General features: G+C 69.3%; 20 protein-coding genes. 13 read left to right on the top strand and 7 right to left on the bottom strand.

Annotated features, from left to right (window positions below):
* The first annotated feature begins 82 nt into the window (after positions 1–82).
* Positions 83–1,324, top strand: coding sequence for an amidohydrolase family protein (locus tag ACGFH6_RS05625; protein ID WP_393380771.1), 1,242 nt, complete (start codon positions 83–85; stop codon positions 1,322–1,324).
* Here ACGFH6_RS05625 and ACGFH6_RS05620 read toward each other — a convergent pair.
* On the bottom strand, positions 1,314–2,174 hold the full coding sequence (locus tag ACGFH6_RS05620) for an alpha/beta fold hydrolase (RefSeq protein WP_393380769.1): 861 nt from the start codon (positions 2,172–2,174) through the stop codon (positions 1,314–1,316). The genes ACGFH6_RS05625 and ACGFH6_RS05620 overlap by 11 nt on opposite strands.
* A 30-nt stretch (positions 2,175–2,204) precedes the next feature.
* On the opposite strand from ACGFH6_RS05620, the gene ACGFH6_RS05615 reads away from it, so the two are divergent.
* Positions 2,205–4,091: a BTAD domain-containing putative transcriptional regulator gene (locus ACGFH6_RS05615; RefSeq protein ID WP_393380768.1), complete on the top strand. Its 1,887-nt coding sequence runs from the start codon at positions 2,205–2,207 to the stop codon at positions 4,089–4,091.
* Here the strand turns inward: ACGFH6_RS05615 and ACGFH6_RS05610 are convergent.
* Complete coding sequence (locus ACGFH6_RS05610) at positions 4,088–4,309, bottom strand: hypothetical protein (RefSeq protein WP_393380766.1); 222 nt, start codon at positions 4,307–4,309, stop codon at positions 4,088–4,090. The genes ACGFH6_RS05615 and ACGFH6_RS05610 overlap by 4 nt on opposite strands.
* Positions 4,310–4,325: 16 nt before the next feature.
* Positions 4,326–4,943 carry a TetR/AcrR family transcriptional regulator gene (locus tag ACGFH6_RS05605; protein WP_393380764.1) on the bottom strand — a complete coding sequence of 206 codons (618 nt, stop codon included), beginning with the start codon at positions 4,941–4,943 and terminating at the stop codon, positions 4,326–4,328.
* Between the two features lie 67 nt (positions 4,944–5,010).
* Here ACGFH6_RS05605 and ACGFH6_RS05600 point away from each other — a divergent pair, with 67 nt between their 5' ends.
* From ACGFH6_RS05600 to ACGFH6_RS05590, 3 genes are all read left to right on the top strand, one after another.
* Complete coding sequence (locus ACGFH6_RS05600; RefSeq protein WP_393380762.1) at positions 5,011–5,415, top strand: nuclear transport factor 2 family protein; 405 nt, start codon at positions 5,011–5,013, stop codon at positions 5,413–5,415.
* Entirely contained in the window at positions 5,412–6,266 is an 855-nt protein-coding gene (locus tag ACGFH6_RS05595) for an LLM class flavin-dependent oxidoreductase (protein WP_393380760.1), read from the top strand. Before ACGFH6_RS05600 ends, ACGFH6_RS05595 begins: the two co-directional genes overlap by 4 nt.
* Positions 6,267–6,360: 94 nt before the next feature.
* A complete protein-coding gene (locus tag ACGFH6_RS05590) occupies positions 6,361–6,531 on the top strand; it encodes a hypothetical protein (RefSeq protein ID WP_393380758.1) in 171 nt (56 codons plus the stop codon).
* Here ACGFH6_RS05590 and ACGFH6_RS05585 read toward each other — a convergent pair.
* Positions 6,528–7,010: a GNAT family N-acetyltransferase gene (locus ACGFH6_RS05585; RefSeq protein WP_393380757.1), complete on the bottom strand. Its 483-nt coding sequence runs from the start codon at positions 7,008–7,010 to the stop codon at positions 6,528–6,530. The genes ACGFH6_RS05590 and ACGFH6_RS05585 overlap by 4 nt on opposite strands.
* Positions 7,011–7,047: 37 nt before the next feature.
* Positions 7,048–7,719 carry a class I SAM-dependent methyltransferase gene (locus tag ACGFH6_RS05580; protein ID WP_393380755.1) on the bottom strand — a complete coding sequence of 224 codons (672 nt, stop codon included), beginning with the start codon at positions 7,717–7,719 and terminating at the stop codon, positions 7,048–7,050.
* A gap of 111 nt (positions 7,720–7,830) precedes the next feature.
* Between ACGFH6_RS05580 and ACGFH6_RS05575 the strand changes: the two genes are divergently transcribed.
* The 3 genes from ACGFH6_RS05575 (at position 7,831) to ACGFH6_RS05565 (ending at position 10,088) form a co-directional block, all read left to right on the top strand.
* Complete coding sequence (locus ACGFH6_RS05575; protein ID WP_008356322.1) at positions 7,831–7,932, top strand: 30S ribosomal protein bS22; 102 nt, start codon at positions 7,831–7,833, stop codon at positions 7,930–7,932.
* Positions 7,933–8,014: 82 nt separating this feature from the next.
* A complete protein-coding gene (locus tag ACGFH6_RS05570; protein WP_393381158.1) occupies positions 8,015–9,007 on the top strand; it encodes an NAD-dependent epimerase/dehydratase family protein in 993 nt (330 codons plus the stop codon).
* Positions 9,000–10,088: a lysophospholipid acyltransferase family protein gene (locus ACGFH6_RS05565; RefSeq protein ID WP_393380753.1), complete on the top strand. Its 1,089-nt coding sequence runs from the start codon at positions 9,000–9,002 to the stop codon at positions 10,086–10,088. The genes ACGFH6_RS05570 and ACGFH6_RS05565 overlap by 8 nt, the downstream gene beginning before the upstream one ends.
* Before the next feature lie 66 nt (positions 10,089–10,154).
* Here ACGFH6_RS05565 and ACGFH6_RS05560 read toward each other — a convergent pair whose 3' ends face one another.
* Both ACGFH6_RS05560 and ACGFH6_RS05555 read right to left on the bottom strand, forming a co-directional pair.
* Positions 10,155–11,237: a DUF5667 domain-containing protein gene (locus tag ACGFH6_RS05560; protein ID WP_393380752.1), complete on the bottom strand. Its 1,083-nt coding sequence runs from the start codon at positions 11,235–11,237 to the stop codon at positions 10,155–10,157.
* Between the two features lie 209 nt (positions 11,238–11,446).
* Positions 11,447–12,019 carry a sigma-70 family RNA polymerase sigma factor gene (locus ACGFH6_RS05555; RefSeq protein ID WP_238162892.1) on the bottom strand — a complete coding sequence of 191 codons (573 nt, stop codon included), beginning with the start codon at positions 12,017–12,019 and terminating at the stop codon, positions 11,447–11,449.
* A gap of 366 nt (positions 12,020–12,385) precedes the next feature.
* Here ACGFH6_RS05555 and ACGFH6_RS05550 point away from each other — a divergent pair, with 366 nt between their 5' ends.
* From ACGFH6_RS05550 to hemC, 5 genes are all read left to right on the top strand, one after another.
* Complete coding sequence (locus tag ACGFH6_RS05550; protein WP_393380750.1) at positions 12,386–13,837, top strand: class I adenylate-forming enzyme family protein; 1,452 nt, start codon at positions 12,386–12,388, stop codon at positions 13,835–13,837.
* A complete protein-coding gene (locus ACGFH6_RS05545) occupies positions 13,834–14,070 on the top strand; it encodes a glutaredoxin family protein (protein WP_393380748.1) in 237 nt (78 codons plus the stop codon). Before ACGFH6_RS05550 ends, ACGFH6_RS05545 begins: the two co-directional genes overlap by 4 nt.
* 109 nt (positions 14,071–14,179) lie before the next feature.
* A complete protein-coding gene (locus tag ACGFH6_RS05540; protein WP_393380746.1) occupies positions 14,180–14,932 on the top strand; it encodes a redox-sensing transcriptional repressor Rex in 753 nt (250 codons plus the stop codon).
* Positions 14,929–16,212 (top strand): glutamyl-tRNA reductase, encoded by a 1,284-nt coding sequence (locus ACGFH6_RS05535; RefSeq protein WP_393380744.1) that lies wholly within the window; start codon positions 14,929–14,931, stop codon positions 16,210–16,212. Before ACGFH6_RS05540 ends, ACGFH6_RS05535 begins: the two co-directional genes overlap by 4 nt.
* Complete coding sequence (hemC, locus tag ACGFH6_RS05530) at positions 16,209–17,090, top strand: hydroxymethylbilane synthase (protein WP_393380742.1); 882 nt, start codon at positions 16,209–16,211, stop codon at positions 17,088–17,090. Before ACGFH6_RS05535 ends, hemC begins: the two co-directional genes overlap by 4 nt.
* Positions 17,091–17,166: the final 76 nt, after the last annotated feature.

The raw sequence follows: 17,166 nt of genomic DNA, 5'->3' as shown, positions 1-17,166 counted from the left end.
CATGAGCGTCTGGTCATGGTTGACAGTCTAAGTGCCTTTGATGATAGCTTTCAGGAAAGCTTTCTGATGAGGAGATGTGCGCATGCGCCTGTTGTTGCGTGGTGGTGTGGTGATCGACACCGATCCGGAGGTGGTGGCCCGCCGGGCCGACGTACTGATCGAGGACGGGCGGATCGCGGCGGTCGGCCCTCAGCTGATCGCGGATCCGTCGGACGTCGAAGTGATCGACGCGTCGGAGCGGATCGTGCTGCCGGGGTTCGTGGACACGCACCGGCATCTGTGGCAGACCGCGCTGCGCGGTATCACGGTCGATGACGATCTCGGCACGTACTTCGACCGCGTACTGGGCTCCTACGGCTCGAGGTTCCGTCCGCAAGATGTTGCTGCGGGCAACCTCATGGGTGCGCTCGAGTGTCTCGACGCGGGGATCACGACGGTCCAGGACTACTCGCACGTGCAGTCCTCGCCCGCACAGGCCGACGCGGCGCTGGATGCCCTGGAGCGCAGCGGGATCCGTGCGGTCTTCGGCTACGGTCCTTCGCCATTGAGCGGTGGCGCGGTCGACGCGGACGAGCTGCGGCGGATCATGGACCGCCGGTCGGAGCGGATCGGGCTCGCGGCGGCGGCGATCGGACCGTCGTTCACGTCGTTCGAGACCGTCCGTGCCGACTGGGAGCTGGCCGATTCGCTGGGCGTGCCGGTTGTCGTGCACATCAGCAGCAGCTCGCAGATTCCGGACCCGATCACGCGTCTGCGGGACGCCGGTCTGCTGCGACCCAACACGCTGTATGTACACGGGAACCTGCTGCCGGACTCCGAGCTGAAGCTGATCGCGGAGTCCGGAGCGTCGGTGTCGACAACGCCGACCGTGGAGGCGCGGATGGAGATGGGCGAGCCGCTGGCCGGCCGGCTGCGTGCGGCGGGTGTCAACGTCAGCCTGGGGGTCGACGTCGTGACGAGCGCGGGCGGCAACATGTTCACCGCCATGCACGAGCTGCTTGCCCTGGGCTACAAGACCTTCACGGCGGCCGAAGTACTGCGGATCGCCACCGTCGGAGGTGCTCGCGCCCTCGGACTGACCGACGTCGGATCGCTTGCGGTAGGCAACCGTGCCGACCTGGTGCTGCTGCGTCACACCGACATCAACCTGGCCGGCGGCCTGCACGACCCGATCGCCACGGTCGTCACCGCGGCCCACCCCGGCAACGTGGACACCGTCCTGGTCGGCGGTACGCCGGTCAAGCGGGACGGCAAGCTGATCAGTACGTCGCTGCCGGCTGCCTACGAAGCCCTGGCCGACTCGACCACGTATCTCACCGCTTGAGCAAGGCTCTGATCGCGGTGGTGATCTCTGCGGCGGACTCCTCGGCCATGAAGTGACCCGCGGTCGTGGTCTGGTGGTGAAGGTCGGGAGCCCACGCCTGCCAGCGCGCCGCGGCGTCGAAGCCGAGCGCGGCTCCCCAGTCCTGCTGGATCACCGTGACTGGCATTCGCAGCTTGTTGCCCTGGGCAAGATCTTCCTGGTCGTGGGTGACGTCGATCGCTGCCGAGGCGCGGTAGTCCGCGACGATCGACGGAACCGCAGCCCGGCACGCGTCCAGATAGGTGGCCCGGACATCGGGCGGGATCGCGGCGGGATCGTTGGCCCACAGGTCGAGGAAGTGGCCGAAGAACGCGTCCGGGCGGGCCGCGATCAGCTCCTCAGGCAGGCCGGGTGGCTGCGCCATCAGGTAGAGGTGGAACCCGACAGCGGCGCTCGTTCCGCGCATCACGTCCCACATGTCGAGGGTGGGCAGCACGTCCAGGCACATCAGCTGGGTGATCGTGTCAGGGTGGTCGAGGCCGGCCCGGAACGCGACCAAGGCGCCACGGTCGTGCCCGGCCAGGGCGAACTGGCTGTGTCCGAGGTTCCGCGCCACGGCGATGATGTCCGCGGCCATCACTCGTTTCGCGTAGCCGTCGGCCGGCTTGTCGCTCTCGCCGTAGCCGCGGAGATCGGGGCAGATGACGGTGTGGTCGGCGACCAGGTCGGTGGCGACGTGCCGCCACATCAGATGGGTCTGCGGGAACCCGTGCAGGAGGACGATCGGCGTACCGGAACCGCCGACGGCGACGTTGAGTTTCACGTCATCGGGGCCGGAGACGCGATGGTAGTCGAAGCCGTTGATTTTCATGCCGGCCAGGATCGCGCGCGCGGATGAGCGTTGGATGAGCGCTACGGTGGCCGGGTGGACTTCGGGGTGCTCGGGCCGGTGGTGGCCTGGGACGATGTCGGCCGGCAGGTGGGTCTGAAGGGACCGCGGCATCGGGCCGTGCTGGCGCGGTTGATCGTTGCGCGCGGGCGCGTCGTACCGGCGACTGTCCTGGTGGACGACCTGTGGGCGGATCCGCCGGAGGGTGCGTTGGGCGCGGTGCGGACGTTCGTCGCGGCGCTGCGGCGGGCGGTGGAACCGGAGCGGGCGCCGCGGTCGCCGGCTCGGCTGCTGGTGACCGATGGTCCGGGCTATGCGTTGCGGACGGATGCTGTTGACGCGTGGCGGTTCGAAGCGGCTGTCGGTGCTGCGTTGCCGGCGGTGGAGTTGGTGCCCGAGCTGACGAAGGCGCTGGAGCTGTGGCGCGGTCCGGCGTACGCCGAGTTTGCTGACGAGGGATGGGCTCAGGGTGAACGGTCGCGGTTGACGGAGTTGCGGCTGCGGGCGGTGGAGCGGTTGGGGGAGGCGCGGCTGGCCCTAGGGCTTGCTGCTGAGGCTGTGCCTGAGCTGGATGCGCATGTGACCGAGCATCCGTGGCGTGAGGACGCGTGGCGGTTGCTGGCGCTCGCTCTGTACCGGACTGGTCGGCAGGGCGACGCTCTCGCCGTACTGCGTCGGGCTCGGGCGATGCTGGTCGGTCAGCTCGGCGTGGATCCCGGGCCGGCGCTTGGTCGGTTGGAGACCGACATCCTCAACCAGGCCGCGCATCTGGAGCCGGCGTCGGCCGGACAGGTCTGGGTCGAGGCTGCTGCGGCGTACGACCGGGCGGTTGGAGGCACTCGGGCCCGGTTGGAGTCGACCGTGGGGCTGCTCCGGAATCTCGCCGTCACCGGTGGAGGCGGTCTCGAGGCTGCGCGCCAGCACCGTCTCGCGTCGATCGCCGCGGCTGAGGAGTTGGGTGATCCGGATCTGACTGCGCGAGTCATCGGTGCGTACGACGTACCGGCGATCTGGACGCGGTCGGACGATGAGTCCCACGCCGCAGCGATTGTGGCGGCCGCGGAGCGGGTGTTGCCTACGCAGGAGCATCCGGGGGTGCGGGCGCGGTTGCTGACGACGATTGCGCTCGAGTCGCGTGGTTCGCGAGATCCGCGAGCGCGGGAGGCGGCGCGTGAGGCTGAGTCGATCGCGCGGGGCCTGGATGATCCTGTTTTGCTGGCGTTTGCGCTGAACGGCGTCTTCCTGCAGACGTGCTATCGCGCCGGCCTCTCCCGCGACCGCGACGCGATCGGGGCTGAGTTGGTCGAGCTGTCCCAACGCCACGGGCTCTTTACCTACGAGGTTCTGGGCCATCTCATCCGGCTGCAGTCGTCGTGCGCTGTGGCGGACTATGCGGCCGCCGACCATCACGCCGAAGCCGCTGACGAGCTGGCCTCCCGGCATGAGTTGCCGCTGGTCGCCGTCTTCACTCGGTGGTACGCCGCCCTCCGTCAAGACACTCCCGATGCCTATCGCCAGGCCGGCGCCCTCCTCGACAACGCGTCCATGCCCGGCCTGCAGTCCGGGCTTCTCCCACTAGCCGTGGCCTGCTACGACATCCGGCACGACCAGCCGGTCCTCGAAGCTGACTATGGTCCCCACTGGCCGTGGGTCCGTCCGCTCGTGCTGCTGTCGCAGAACCACCCCGCCGAAGCAGCCGAGGCGCTCGACCACATACCCGACCCACCACCTGGCCTGCTCCTGGAAGCCCACTGGGGCCTCATCGCCGCGGCGGCCAAGACCCTCAACCACCAGCAACGACTGGCACGTGCCCGAGCCGCGCTGGCGCCAGCCGCAACAGAACAAGCAGGAGCCGGGTCCGGCCTACTAACCCTCGGACCCGTTGCGAGATACCTCTAGCCCTGGAGATCGTCGGGCGTGCCGGTCTCGGCCTTGCGGTCGGCGGCTCGCCGGATCTCGTGGTGCGACTGGTGCGCCGTCGTACGGTAGGCCTCCTCGTACGCCGCCAACGCGCCGGCGACGCCGGAGCCGTGACCACGCCGCTTGGCCCAGGAGGCGAACCAGGTCAGCCCCGTCAGTACGACGACGAGTCCGCCGAGGAACACCACGTAGGCCATGTCCGCAGGCTACCCGTCAACGGTTGAAGGCGGACTCGAGTCGAGTCAGGAGGATGTCGGCGCCGTGCTGGACACGGGCGACGAGTTGCGGGCCGTGGCGTCCGGCCAGGACCTCGGCCCGGACCTCGGTGACGATCGATCGCTGGACACCGACCAAGGCGTTGGCGATCGCCCACGACTCCATCCGTCCCGTTCCCTCCGAGCGCAGCAGGGTGGCGAGTGCGTCGGTGGTGGCGGCGACGATCTCGCGCTCGCGGGCCTGCAGCGACGGGCTGCCGGCCACGACCCGGGCTGCGGTGGTGATGAGGTCGGCCGCGCCCGGGTCGGCGGCGTGCGCGACGTTGGCGATCGTGAACCGGCGGAACGCGCCGATCGCCGACTCTCCGGCCGGGCGGTCGCCGACCGCGGCCAGCGTCGCCGCCTGGAACTGTTCCAGCCCGCCGCCGAAGAACAGATCGTCCTTGGTCGGGAAGTAGTTGAAGACCGTTGCCTCGGACACCTGGGCCGCCCGGGCGACATCGACCACGGTGACCGCGTCGAACCCGTGCGCGACGAACAACTCCCGCGCCGCCGCAGCGATCCGCTCCCGCGTCTCGCGCTTCTTCCGCGCCCGCAGTCCGTCCGCGTCCTTCACACGGTCAGGGTAGTCGTTCTAGAGTGACCATAAATATAGGGTCACCCTAAGAATTTGGGGGCGCCACATGTCCACGGAGCTCGGCGACGCCCCGCAGCGGCTGGTGCGGAGCCTGATCGCCCAGGACACCGCCGCACTGAAGCTGCTCGTCGACCCGGACTGCCGGATCGTCGGACCGAAGGGCTTCATGATCGATCCCGACGAGTGGATCGGCGTGCACACCAGTGGCGTGTTCGAGCAGGTCTCGCTGGAGTTGCTGCAGTCGGAGGTCGTCGCCCACGGTGAGACAGCCATGCGGACCGAGATCCAGCGGTCGGAGTGCCGGTTCCACGGGGAGACGATCAAGGGGCTGTTCCGGGTGATGAGCATTTGGCTCGCCCGGGACGGTGACTGGCGGCTGGCCGGCGTCCAGTACACGGCGCTTGCCGCTGAAGCTGCCGCCGCGGCCGGGATTGTGGAGGCGGGCGCGTGAAGGTCAGTGTCACGGTGACGGATCACGCCTGGCCGGACGGCGTGGAGGGGCTGCGGCGGATCGCGTCGATCGCGGACGAGGGTGGGCTGGACACGATCTGGGTGCCGGATCACCTGTTCCAGGCGGATCCGACGAGTCATCCGCAGGCCGAGTTGTACGAGGCGATCACGATGCTCGGGTTCCTGGCCGCGACGACCAGCCGGGCGCGGCTCGGGATGCTCGTGTCGCCGGTGCCGTTCCGGCCCCCCGCTGTTCAGGTGAAGGCGATCGCGACGCTGGACGCGCTCACCCGTGGGCGGGCGTGGTTCGGGGTCGGGATCGGGTGGGAAGGCGAGGAGGCGCGGGCAATGGGGATCCCGCTCGGGCCGACCAAGGATCGGTTCGAGCAGCTCGAGGAGTTGCTGGACATCGCGGACCGCATGTTCGCCGGCGACAGTTCGCCGTACCAGGGCAAGCATTTCCAGCTCGAGGGGCCGATCTGCAGCCCGCGGCCGGAACGGCGTCCGCCGGTGCTGATCGGTGGGACGGGCGAGCAGAAGACACTGCGGATGGTGGCGCGGCGGGCCGATGCCTGCAACCTGTTCGACCTGCCCGACGCAGGGACGACGGTGCGCCACAAGCTCGACGTACTCCGCGCGCACTGCGACGAACTCGGCCGCCGGTACGGCGAGATCGAGAAGACGCTGTCGACCCGGCTCACCCCGGACGACACCGTCGGCACCTTCGTTGAACGTTGCCGCGAGCAAGCATCATGGGGTGTCGATCACGCGATCGTGATCCGTACCGGACCCTGGACGCCGGAGTCGCTCGGGATCCTCACCGCCGCGGGTCCGGAGGTCGCGGGGCTGTGACTGCCAGGAAGCTCCCAGCTTCCTCCCAGAACGGTCGCAGTACCGGCCCTGAGGATGGAATCACAGCCGGATCCATCACCTCCAGGAGCCCACCATGCAGCTCACGATCGTCAAGACCGTTGCCACAGGCACCATCATCACGCTCGGCCTCGCCGCCGTCGCCTTCACGCCCGCCGCCTACGCCTCGACCACCAACCAGAGCGCCACCCCACACCTGGTCGTCCTCACCGAACCCGTCCAGCTCCCCACCCGCAAAGCCGCCTAGAGGTCGAGGGACCAGTCGTTGCAACGCATCCAGTGACCCTTGGGATACTCGAAGTCGCGATCGCCGAGCAGGACGAAGCCGGCCTTGCGGCACAGCGCGTTGGAAGCGGCGTTCGTCACGCCGGGGTACGCGTGCAGCGTGCTGTGCCTGCCGGCCGCGGCGGCGACCTTCGCCACCTCGGCTACCGCGGCGGTCGCCAGCCCACGCCCCTGGAACTCCGGCAGGATCGCCCAGCCGGTCTCCCAGACCGTCTCGGCCGCCTCGGTGTGCTCCCAGTAGCCGACCAACCCGGCCCGATCGCCGTCGTCGGTGACGATCACGAACATCTGACCCGTGAAGGCGTTCTCGACGTACCGCTGCTGCCTCTCGCGCAGCTTGGCCGGGGTCTCTGGGCCGCCCAGGTGAGCGGTCATCTCGGGCGTGTTGCAGCCCTCGAGCAGGGTGAAGTCCTGCTCACTCCACGAGTCCAGCGTCACCATGCCGACCAGTCAACCAGCCCGCACCGACAGCCGTTGCTCAGGTGGAGCGGCGGGCGCGCGCGGCGAGGGAGTGAGGGACGCCTCTTGAGTCCGGTTCCTCGAAGCGTTCGAGGGTCAAGCCGGTGGTGAGGAAGGCGTTCAGGTAGTCGGCGAGCGTGAGGTGGTGCATGCCGACGTGACGGCGGATCCCGTCGCCCCAGTACGGCGACTCCTCGTGCCAGCCCGGCCGGCGGTAGGAGGGGTGGATGAGGCGGCTGCCGTCCTCGTTCCAGACGACGTGCGGGCCGTTGAAGCACGGATGTACGCCGTACACGACGAGCACCCCGTCCGGCCGGAGCACCCGCGTCGCCTCGCGCACGACCTGGGCGAAGTCATCCACGTCGGTGGAGATCCACATCACCATCGCGGTGTCGAAGGACTTGTCGGCGAACGGGAGGACGGCGGCGTCCGCGACCATCAGCGGACCGTCGGTCCGGCTCCGTGCCAGCCGCAACTGGTCGGCGGAGAAGTCCATCCCGACCACACTGCGCCCACTCGCACGGATGGTTTCGAAGTTGCGCCCGGTGCCACACCCGATGTCCAGGCACGGGCCGGATCCAGGCCCGAGGAGCTCGAGCAGACCCGGCTGATGTGGTTCCGCTCCGGCCACGTACTTCGCGTCGTACCAGTCGGCCAGACCGTCGTACCGGGCCGTCGTACCGCTTGTCATCGGCGCCTCCCCAGGTCACCGCCCAGCCTACCGAGGCAGCCTGCTTTAGGTTCACCGCCTGACCTGCGGGTAAGCTTTGCCGACGTTCTCTTTGAGTTTGGATGGTCCACTGTGGGTTCTGTTATCAAGAAGCGCCGTAAGCGTATGGCGAAGAAGAAGCACCGCAAGCTGCTGAAGAAGACGCGGGTGCAGCGCCGCAAGCTCGGCAAGTAAGCAGTTCCCGCCGCGCCGGGGGCCGGCGCGGCCACTTGTGGGGTTGCTGTCTGGCTGGGGGTTTCTCGTGGCACAGGTAGTGATGGTGACCGGCGTCTCCCGGGACGCCGGTGCTCGCTGTGCCCGCAGACTGGCCGACGATCCGTCGATCGGCACGGTGCTCGGCGTCGATGTGGTGCCGCCACGGGCCGAGCTGGGCCGGGTCCGGTTCGTTCGGGCCGACATTCGCAACCCCGTGATCGCGAAGGTGATCGCCGCCGAGGGCGTCGACACGGTCGTCCACACCGGCGTCGTGGCCACCCCCGGCAGCGCCGGCGGCCGCTCGTCGATGAAGGAGATCAACGTCATCGGCACCATGCAGCTGCTCGCCGCCTGCCAGAAGGCGCCCGGCGTGGCCAAGCTGGTGGTGAAGTCGTCGACCACGGTGTACGGCGCCGGTCCGCGGGATCCGGCCATGTTCACCGAGGAGATGGCGCCGCGGGCGATCCACCAGACCGGGCTGAGCAAGGACGCTGTCGAGGTCGAGGGGTACGTGCGCGGCTTCGCCCGGCGCCGCCCCGACGTCCGCGTCTCCACGCTCCGGATGGCGAACTGGATCGGCCCCAGGACCGACTCCCCGATCACCCGCTACTTCGCGATGCCCGTGGTACCGACCGTCTTCGGGTACGACGCCCGCCTGCAGTTCCTGCACGAGGACGACGGCGTCGAGGCGATCCACCACGCCACCGTGAACGACCTGCCCGGGACCTTCAACCTGGCCGGCGACGGAGTGCTCTCGCTGTCCCAGGCGATCCGCAAACTCGGCCGTCCCACGCTCCGGCTGCCGTCCTTCACCGCGTCCAGTACCGCGGCCGCCGTCCGCCGGGCCCGGCTCGCGGACTTCTCGCCGGACCAGATCACCTTCCTGACCTACGGCCGCGCGGTGGACACCACCCGGATGCGGGCCGAGTTCGGGTTCGAGCCGAAGTACACGACCGCGGCCGCCTTCGACGACTTCCGTGACGCGCTCGGCCCCGGCGCGGTCGCCCGTGCGGCGTCGCTGCTGACCGCCGGACTGGGAGCGTTGCGTGGTTGACGCCGAAGTGATCCCGATCGGTGCCGGCGGGCGTCCGGGCCGCGGATCAGGACGCCGTACGACGCCGTCCGCGGCTGCTCGCGCACTCGCGGGGCCCGGAACGCGGTTGAAGAAGAAGGGCAAGCGGCCGGTGGAGCCGCCCGTGGCGGAGCAGGTCGAGGCCGGAGCGGGACCGCAGGTGCCGGTCGTCGAGGCCGCACCCCTGGACTTCGCGGGACTCGAGCGGGTCGTGCGCGAGCTGTTCGGCGAGGACGGGGAGCGGCGGGTCGCGGAGTGGCTCGCGTTCCTGCGGCGGCGGGTGAGCGGGGAGTACGAGCTCGACGAGTTCGGGTACGACTCCGACCTGACCGACCAGGTGCTGCTGCCGATGCTGCGGCCGATGGTGGAGAAGTGGTTCCGGGTCGAGGTGCGCGGGATCGAGAACATCCCGGACACCGGCAGCGCCCTGGTGGTCGCGAACCACTCCGGCACGATGCCGCTCGACGGGCTGGTCACCCAGGTGGTCGTCGCGGATCACACGAACCGGCCGCTGCGTACGCTCGCGGCCGACCTCGTGTTCCAGACGCCGTTCGTCGGGGAGTTGGCCCGCAAGGGCGGGGCGACGCTGGCGAGCAACGACGACGCCGAGCGGCTGCTGCGGCAGGGCAATCTGGTCGGTGTCTGGCCGGAGGGGTTCAAAGGTCTCGGCAAGCCGTTCTCCGAGCGGTACAAACTCCAGCGCTTCGGGCGGGGTGGATTCGTCAGCGCCGCGATGCGGACCGGCGTACCGATCATTCCGTGCTCGATCGTCGGCGCCGAGGAGATCTATCCACTGGTCGGCAACATCGCGTCGCTGGCGCGGTTGCTCGGCGTTCCGTACATCCCGATCACGCCGTTCTTCCCGCTGCTCGGACCGCTGGGGCTGATCCCGCTCCCGTCCAAGTGGCTGATCGAGTTCGGCGAGCCGATCCGGACCGACGACTTCCCCGACGGCGCCGCCGACGACCCGATGCTGGTCTTCAACGTCACCGACCAGGTCCGCGAAACCATCCAGCAGACCCTCTACACCCTCCTCATGCAACGCCGCTCGGTCTTCTTCTGACAGCATCCCGGCGAGCAGAGAAGAAGCCCGGCACAGCGTGTGTGCCGGGCTTCTGTGCGTCTGGGCCTACTTCCAGGGTGGGAGCAAGGTCTGGAGGACGCCGGGGAGATTGATCAGAGTCGGGACGCTGAGGGTCGGGAAGGGCCAGGGCCACGACGGTGTGCCTGGCGTCGGGAGGCTCGGGACGATCGTGGGGGTCGTCGACGAGTTCGGGGTGTTGGGCTTCGGGGGCGTCTTCAGGCTCGGCGGGGGAGTGTTGGACTCCTCGACGATCGTGGTGTTCGGCAGCTTGGTCGGCGACCCACTCGGCTGCGTTGACGCACCAGGGGCCGGCGCGGTGGACGCCTTCGAGCTGGGCGATCCGTTGGACGGATTGCTCGGCTCGGTGCCCACGCCCGGACCGGCAGGCTGGGTGCCCTTGGCCGGCTTCGGCTGGTCGCACTTCGGGCAGGCGGCCGTGGTGTGCTGGGCCAGTTGCTCGATCGTTGCCAGCGCCTCCACGGCGGACTTCAGCGACTCCGGGGGCAGTTTCGGCGCGAGCTCACCAAGAGCCTGGCGGGCGTTCGTGATGAAGGTGGTGATCGCCGTGATCGAACCCTCGTCGCCGTCCTGCTGGTACGACGCGACCAGGCGGGACACGCCTTTGCGGGCCTGCGCCGAGAAGTCGTCCAGAGTGCCGTTGATCGTGCCCACGTCGCCGCCGTGCTCGGCCAGCGCGCGGACCTCGGACAGTCGGGTCATCGCGTGCTCGAGATCGCGCCGGCCGCGGGAGTCGTCCCCGACACCCACGTTGGTGGCCACGTTCTCGATGCTGCGCTTCATCCCGTACAAGGTGTCGCCGGGCATCGCCTGCTGAGCGGCGGCGGCGGAACCGATGCCACCCCCGAGCAGGACCAGCGCGGCGGTACTGGCCACGAGCCGGATGCGCCGGCGGTGACGATGGCGGATAGGTGTCACGGACGCGTCGACGTCCTCGCGGGTCGGCGGGTCGTCCGGACCGTCCGGAGTGCTGTGCACCACCATCGGAGTCGTCGCCGCGCGGGCGGCCGCCTGTTCCATCAGGCGGTGCCGTAGTTCGGCACTGAACTCCGGACGCGGTGCCACTGCGCCGGCGGTCCTCAGCCGTCCGACCAGCTCCACAGCCTCCACAAGCTCCGGGTCATCGCTCAGTCGCGAAGAGTGACGGGGCCCGTGATCGATGGCGTGCGCGAATGCCTCCGCGCGCGCTCGAGCCCTGTGTAGGTCACTCATGTGTTCTCGTTCTCCTCAATGGCCAGCCGGGGTCACCGACAGGTCCTCACGAAGGAGAACGAGGAAACTCGCTGACGGGTTACGAAAGACATTCGTTGTCATCCTCCTCACCTCAAGTCCTTGGGGATAACCTTCGCCAAGTGCCGTACGGCCCTCAGTTGCAGTTGCTTGACGGCGCCTTCGGACTTCTCCAGCGCCTTGGCCGTTTCCGCGATCGACAATCCGGCGAAGAATCGCATCGTCAGGCAGTCGCGTTGCTCCTCGGGCAAGGCCGCGACGGCGTCCCGCAGGACCTCGGCGGTGGCGGCGGCCAGTACGTCGACCTCCGGCCCCTCGGTCTGCCGGTCGTGCGTCTCGATCTCGTCCGTGACCACCTCGAGCCGGACCCGGCCGGACTTGTAGTGGTCGGTGATCAGGTTCCGGGCGATCGTCACCAGCCAGGCGCCGAAGTCCCGGCCCTGCCAGCGGAACGAGTCCAGTGCGCGCAGCGCCCGGACGAACGTCTCGCTGGTCAGGTCCTCGGCGAGTGCCGAGGACGACACCCGTGCGTAGATGTAGCGATAGACGGTGAGCGAGTACTCGTCGTACAGCTCACCGAAGGCACCGACGTCCCCGGCCTGGGCGCGATCGACGAGCTCCGCACGTCTCATCCCGTCCGGGCTTGGCTCCGGCGTCGTCAAGATTTCTCCCCGTTCAACTGACACGTCGTCTGACACATCCGCGAATGGCCACAGCGGCTGAGACAGCACCGAGCGTTATGCCTTAAGCACTCGCTGTCAACAGCCTGAGGCGTGCCGCCTTCCGTCCGGTCCGAGTCGTCACGAATGCGCCAGCGGGCCGGCACCGGACAACGGCGCAGCCTGCTGCCGGGGGTAATTGCGCATAGGTACCCCGGCCGGACGGTTTCTGCAGTGTGAGGTTCAGCAGAAGCCCGCCCACGAGTTCACCTGTATATCGCCCGTCACGCTCTGCTGCAACCGTTCCGAGCGAGCCGAACTCCCCAACCGTGCCGGAAGCACGCCCCGGCGACATGACAGACTCGCCTGGTGAACTTCAATTTCGCTGACATTCTTCGTGACACAGCGCAACGTCACGGTGAACGTCCGGCGCTGGTCGACGGGGACCGGCGGCTGACCTGGCGCGAACTCGACGAGATCGTCGGCGCGACCGCGCAGGGGTACGCCGCGGCCGGCCTGGTGCCCGGGTACCGGGTCGTCCTGCTGATGGCCAACAGCATCGAGTTCGTCACGTCCTACCTGGGGATTCTCCGCGCCGGGCTGGTCGCCGTACCGCTGAACACCGGGCTGACCGAGCCCGAGATCGCGGCCGTCCTGAAGCACTCCGGAGCCCGTCTCGCGGTCACCGGCCCGGACCTCGCGGCGAAGGTCGGCGAGGGGGTCCGGACGGTGCGTCCGGGCGAGCTCCAGGGTGACGCTCCGTTACTTCCGTCGATCGACCCTGAGACACTCGCGGTCCTGCTGTACACCTCCGGAACCAGTGGCGATCCGCGGGCGGCGATGCTCAGCCATCGGGCACTGGCTGCGAACGTCAAGAACCTTTCCGAGCTCGGCGAGGACCGGATGGGCCCGGAGGACGTCGTCCTCGGGGTCCTGCCGATGTTCCACGCGTTCGGGCTGAACGCCGTACTGGGCTGGGCCGTCGCCACCGGCGCCGCGCTCGTGATCGACCAGCGGTTCGACTCCGCTCACACGCTCGACCTGATCCGCGAGTACGGCGTGACGCGGCTGCCACTCGCGCCGCCGGCACTGAATGCTCTGCTGGCCCGATCGGACCTGCGGGATGCGCTGAAGTCGATCAAGGTCGTGCTGACGGGCGCGTCCACCCTCGACCGCGAGACGGCGGACCGGTTCGAGCGGGAGACCGGCAAGTTCGTGCACCAGGGCTACGGCCTGACCGAGGCTTCGCCCGGTGTCACCACCACGTTGGGGGAGAGCGAGCCGAAGCCCGGTTCGGTCGGCCGCCCGTTGCCGAACGTCGAACTCCGGATCGCCGACGAGCAGGGTGAGGACGTCGAGGGCGACGACCCCGGCGAGATCGTGATCCGCGGCGGCAACCTGTTCTCCGGCTACTGGCCGGACGGGGCCGAAGGCCCGGACCGCGACGGGTGGTACCGCACCGGCGACGTCGGGTTCCTGGATGCCGACGGCGACCTGTTCCTGGTCGATCGGCTCCGCGAGTTGATCATCGTGTCCGGCTTCAACGTCTTCCCGAGCGAGGTCGAGGAGGTGCTGGTCGGTGCGCCCGGGGTCCGTGAGGCCGCGGTCATCGGCGTACCGTCCGAGGAGACCGGCGAAGCGGTGAAGGCGTTCGTCGTACCGCGGGCCGGCGCGACCGTCGACACCGCCGAGGTCCGGGAGTACGCCGGGACCCGGCTGGCCAGGTTCAAGTGCCCGGTGGAGATCGAGGTGGTCGACCATCTGCCGCACTCGGTCACCGGCAAGGTCGCCAAGGGCCGGCTCCGGGAGGCGGACCGATGAGCAGGGTCACGCTGTACGGGAAGCCCGGCTGTCACCTGTGTGACGACGCCCGCGAGATCGTCCGCGCGGTCTGTACTGAGCTCGGGGTGGAGTGGACCGAGGTCGACATCACCCAGGACGACCGGCTGTTCACGGAGTACGGCGAACAGATCCCGGTCACCTTCGTGGACGGCAAGCAGCACGACTTCTGGCGCGTCGACCCGGCCCGCCTCCGGAAGGCACTCACGGCATAGTGCGCTGGGTCACTCTCGCCGATTTTGTTCTCACGTTCACAAGCTCCTAGAGTAAGGAACGGGCCGCCGGCCGTCAGACCGCGGCCGAGCAACCGTTCCCAGGAGAATTGTGACGCGTGCCAGCAGCCGTCGACCGGGCCCGCCGACGAGAACCGAACGCGGTATCCCCGAGGCGACTGTCGCGCGCTTGCCGGTCTACCTGCGGGCCCTGACCGCACTGTCGGACAGCGGGATCGCGACCGCCTCGAGCGAGGACCTGGCCACCGCCGCCGGAGTCAACTCGGCCAAGCTGCGCAAGGATCTGTCCTACCTGGGCTCGTACGGCACCCGCGGCGTCGGGTACGACGTCGAGTACCTGCGCTACCAGATCGCCCGTGAGATCGGCGTCACCCAGGACTGGGCCGTCGTCATCGTCGGGATCGGAAACCTGGGCCACGCGCTGGCGAACTACTCCGGTTTCGGCACCCGCGGGTTCCGGATCGTGGCGCTGCTGGACGCCGACCCGAACCTGATCGGCGAGCGGATCGGCGACATGGAGGTCCGCGACTTCGCCGAGCTGGAGGACATCGTCAAGGCCGACCGGGTCTCGATCGGTGTCATCACCACTCCCGCCGGTCCGGCCCAGGGGGTGTGCGACCGGTTGGTCGCCGCCGGGGTGACCAGCATCCTGAACTTCGCGCCGGTGGTGCTGTCCGTGCCCACCGGTGTCGACATCCGCAAGGTGGACCTCTCGATCGAGTTGCAGATCCTGGCGTACCACGAACAACGAAAGTCCGGAGAGGCGGCGCTCCCCCAGGTGCCCGAGCTACCAGCGATGAACGGTCTGACGGACCTGCCGAGTGTGGGGGGTGTCGGCGCATGAGTTACCTGGTCGTCGGTATCAGCCACCGCTCAGCTGACATCAACGTCCTCGAGCGCGTGGCGCTCGATCCGGACGCGGCGACCAAGCTGGCCCTGGCGGTCAAGAACACCCCGGCCGTCGCCGAGTCCGCGGTGATCGCCACCTGCAACCGGACCGAGGTCTACGCGACCGTCGACCGCTTCCACGCGGGCATGGACGAGGTCACCGCGATCCTGTCCGACGTCACCGGCGTACCGCTGCTGGATCTGGCCGAGCACCTCTACGTGCACTTCGAGGAAGGCGCCGTCGCACACCTGTTCCAGGTCGCGGTCGGGCTGGACTCGATGGTCGTCGGCGAGAGCCAGATCCTCGGCCAGGTGAAGGAGACGCTGCGCGTCGGCCAGGACCTGGAGACCATCGGCACCGACCTGAACGCCCTGCTCCAGCACGCGTTGCGGGTCGGCAAGCGGGCGCATGCCGAGACCGGCATCGACTCGGCCGGGCGCTCGGTCGTGTCGGCCGGGCTGGAAGCACTCGGCGGGTTCGAAGGCCGCCGCGCGCTCGTCGTCGGCGCCGGTTCGATGGCCTCGCTGGCCGCGCAGACGCTGCTCAACGGCGGCGCGAAGAGCGTGACCATTGCCAACCGCAACTATGACCGCGCGGTCGCGCTGGCCGAGCGGGTCGGCGGTACGGCGATCCAGCTCGCGAGCGTGCCCGACGCGCTGGCCGAGGCCGAGCTGGTCGTGTCGTGCACCGGCGCGCGGGGCGTCGTACTGACCGAGGAGATGATCCGGAACGCGACGGACGGGCAGCCGTTCGGCGTACTGGACGTCGCTCTGCCGCGGGACGTGGCTCCCGAGGCCGCGCGCATCCCTGGCGTCACGCTGATCACCCTCGCCGACATCGCGGGGACGGCCGGCGGCAGTGAGGCCGACATCGACGAGGTACGCCGGATCGTCAGCGAGGAGACCGGGGCGTTCGAGGCGACCCGGCGGGCCGCGTCGGTGGCGCCGACGGTGGTCGCGCTGCGGGCGATGGCGACCGAGCTGGTCGACTCCGAGCTGGCCCGGCTGGAGCGCAGGCTGCCCGGCCTGGACGACGTCCAGCGGGAAGAGGTCACCCGGACGATCCGCCGCGTGGTCGACAAGGTGCTGCACAACCCGACGGTCCGGGTGAAAGAGCTCGCCGCTGATCCGGGCGGGCCGACGTACGCGGACGCGCTGCGCGAACTCTTCGCCCTCGATCAGGCGACGGTCGACGCGGTGACCACGCCGAAGGCGCCAGGAGGTGAGCACGCATGATCAGGCTCGGCACCCGGCGGTCCGCGCTGGCGACCGTACAGGCAACCATGGTCGCCGACTGGCTGCGCGAGCTCGGCCACGAGGTCGAGCTGGTGCCGATCGTCACGACCGGGGACGTCAACAGGGCGCCGGTGGAGCAGATCGGCGGTACCGGCATCTTCGTCAGCGCACTGCGCGACGCCTTGCTGGCCGACGAGATCGACATCGCCGTGCACTCCTTGAAGGATCTGCCGACCCAACCGCTCGAGAGCCTGGCCATCGGTGCGATCCCGGTCCGCGAGGACCCGCGCGACGTGCTGGTCGCCCGCGACGGGCTCACCCTGGGAGAGCTGCCAACGGGCGCACTCGTCGGCACCGGCGCGGCTCGCCGGGTGGCGCAGCTCGACGCGCTCGGCCTCGGCATCGAATGCACCGGGATCCGCGGCAACGTGGACACCCGGATCGGGATGGTCACCGACGGCAAATTGGACGCGGTGGTCCTCGCGAGGGCAGGGTTGTCCCGGTTGGGACGGCTCGCCGAGGTGACCGAGACCCTGGATCCGATCCAGGTCCTGCCCGCACCGGGACAAGGTGCCCTGGGCATCGAATGCCGGGCGGGCGACACCGAGGTGCTGGCCGCCCTGGCTCCGCTGGACGATGCGGCCACCCGGGCCGCGGTCACGGCGGAACGGCAACTGCTGGCCACGCTCGAGGCGGGCTGCACGGCTCCGGTCGGCGCCCTCGCGGAGGTGGTCGACGGTGAGGACGGCCCCGAGCTGTGGCTGCGGGGCGCGCTCGGCCAGGACGACGGCGTACGGCGGCTCTCCGCGAACGGGCCGGTGGACGATCCGGTTGCCCTGGGCAAAGCGCTGGCGAACGAGTTGCTGGAGCGAACATGACACCGGCACGGGGAACGACGGCCGCCCACAAGGGGGCCCATGAGACGGCGCACAAGACGAGCAGGACGAGGACGAG

It is taken from the genome of Kribbella sp. NPDC049227, from assembly GCF_043197265.1.
GTDB lineage: Bacteria > Actinomycetota > Actinomycetes > Propionibacteriales > Kribbellaceae > Kribbella.
Note: the sequence above shows the minus strand (reverse complement) of the source record. Positions and strands in the feature narration are given on the sequence as shown.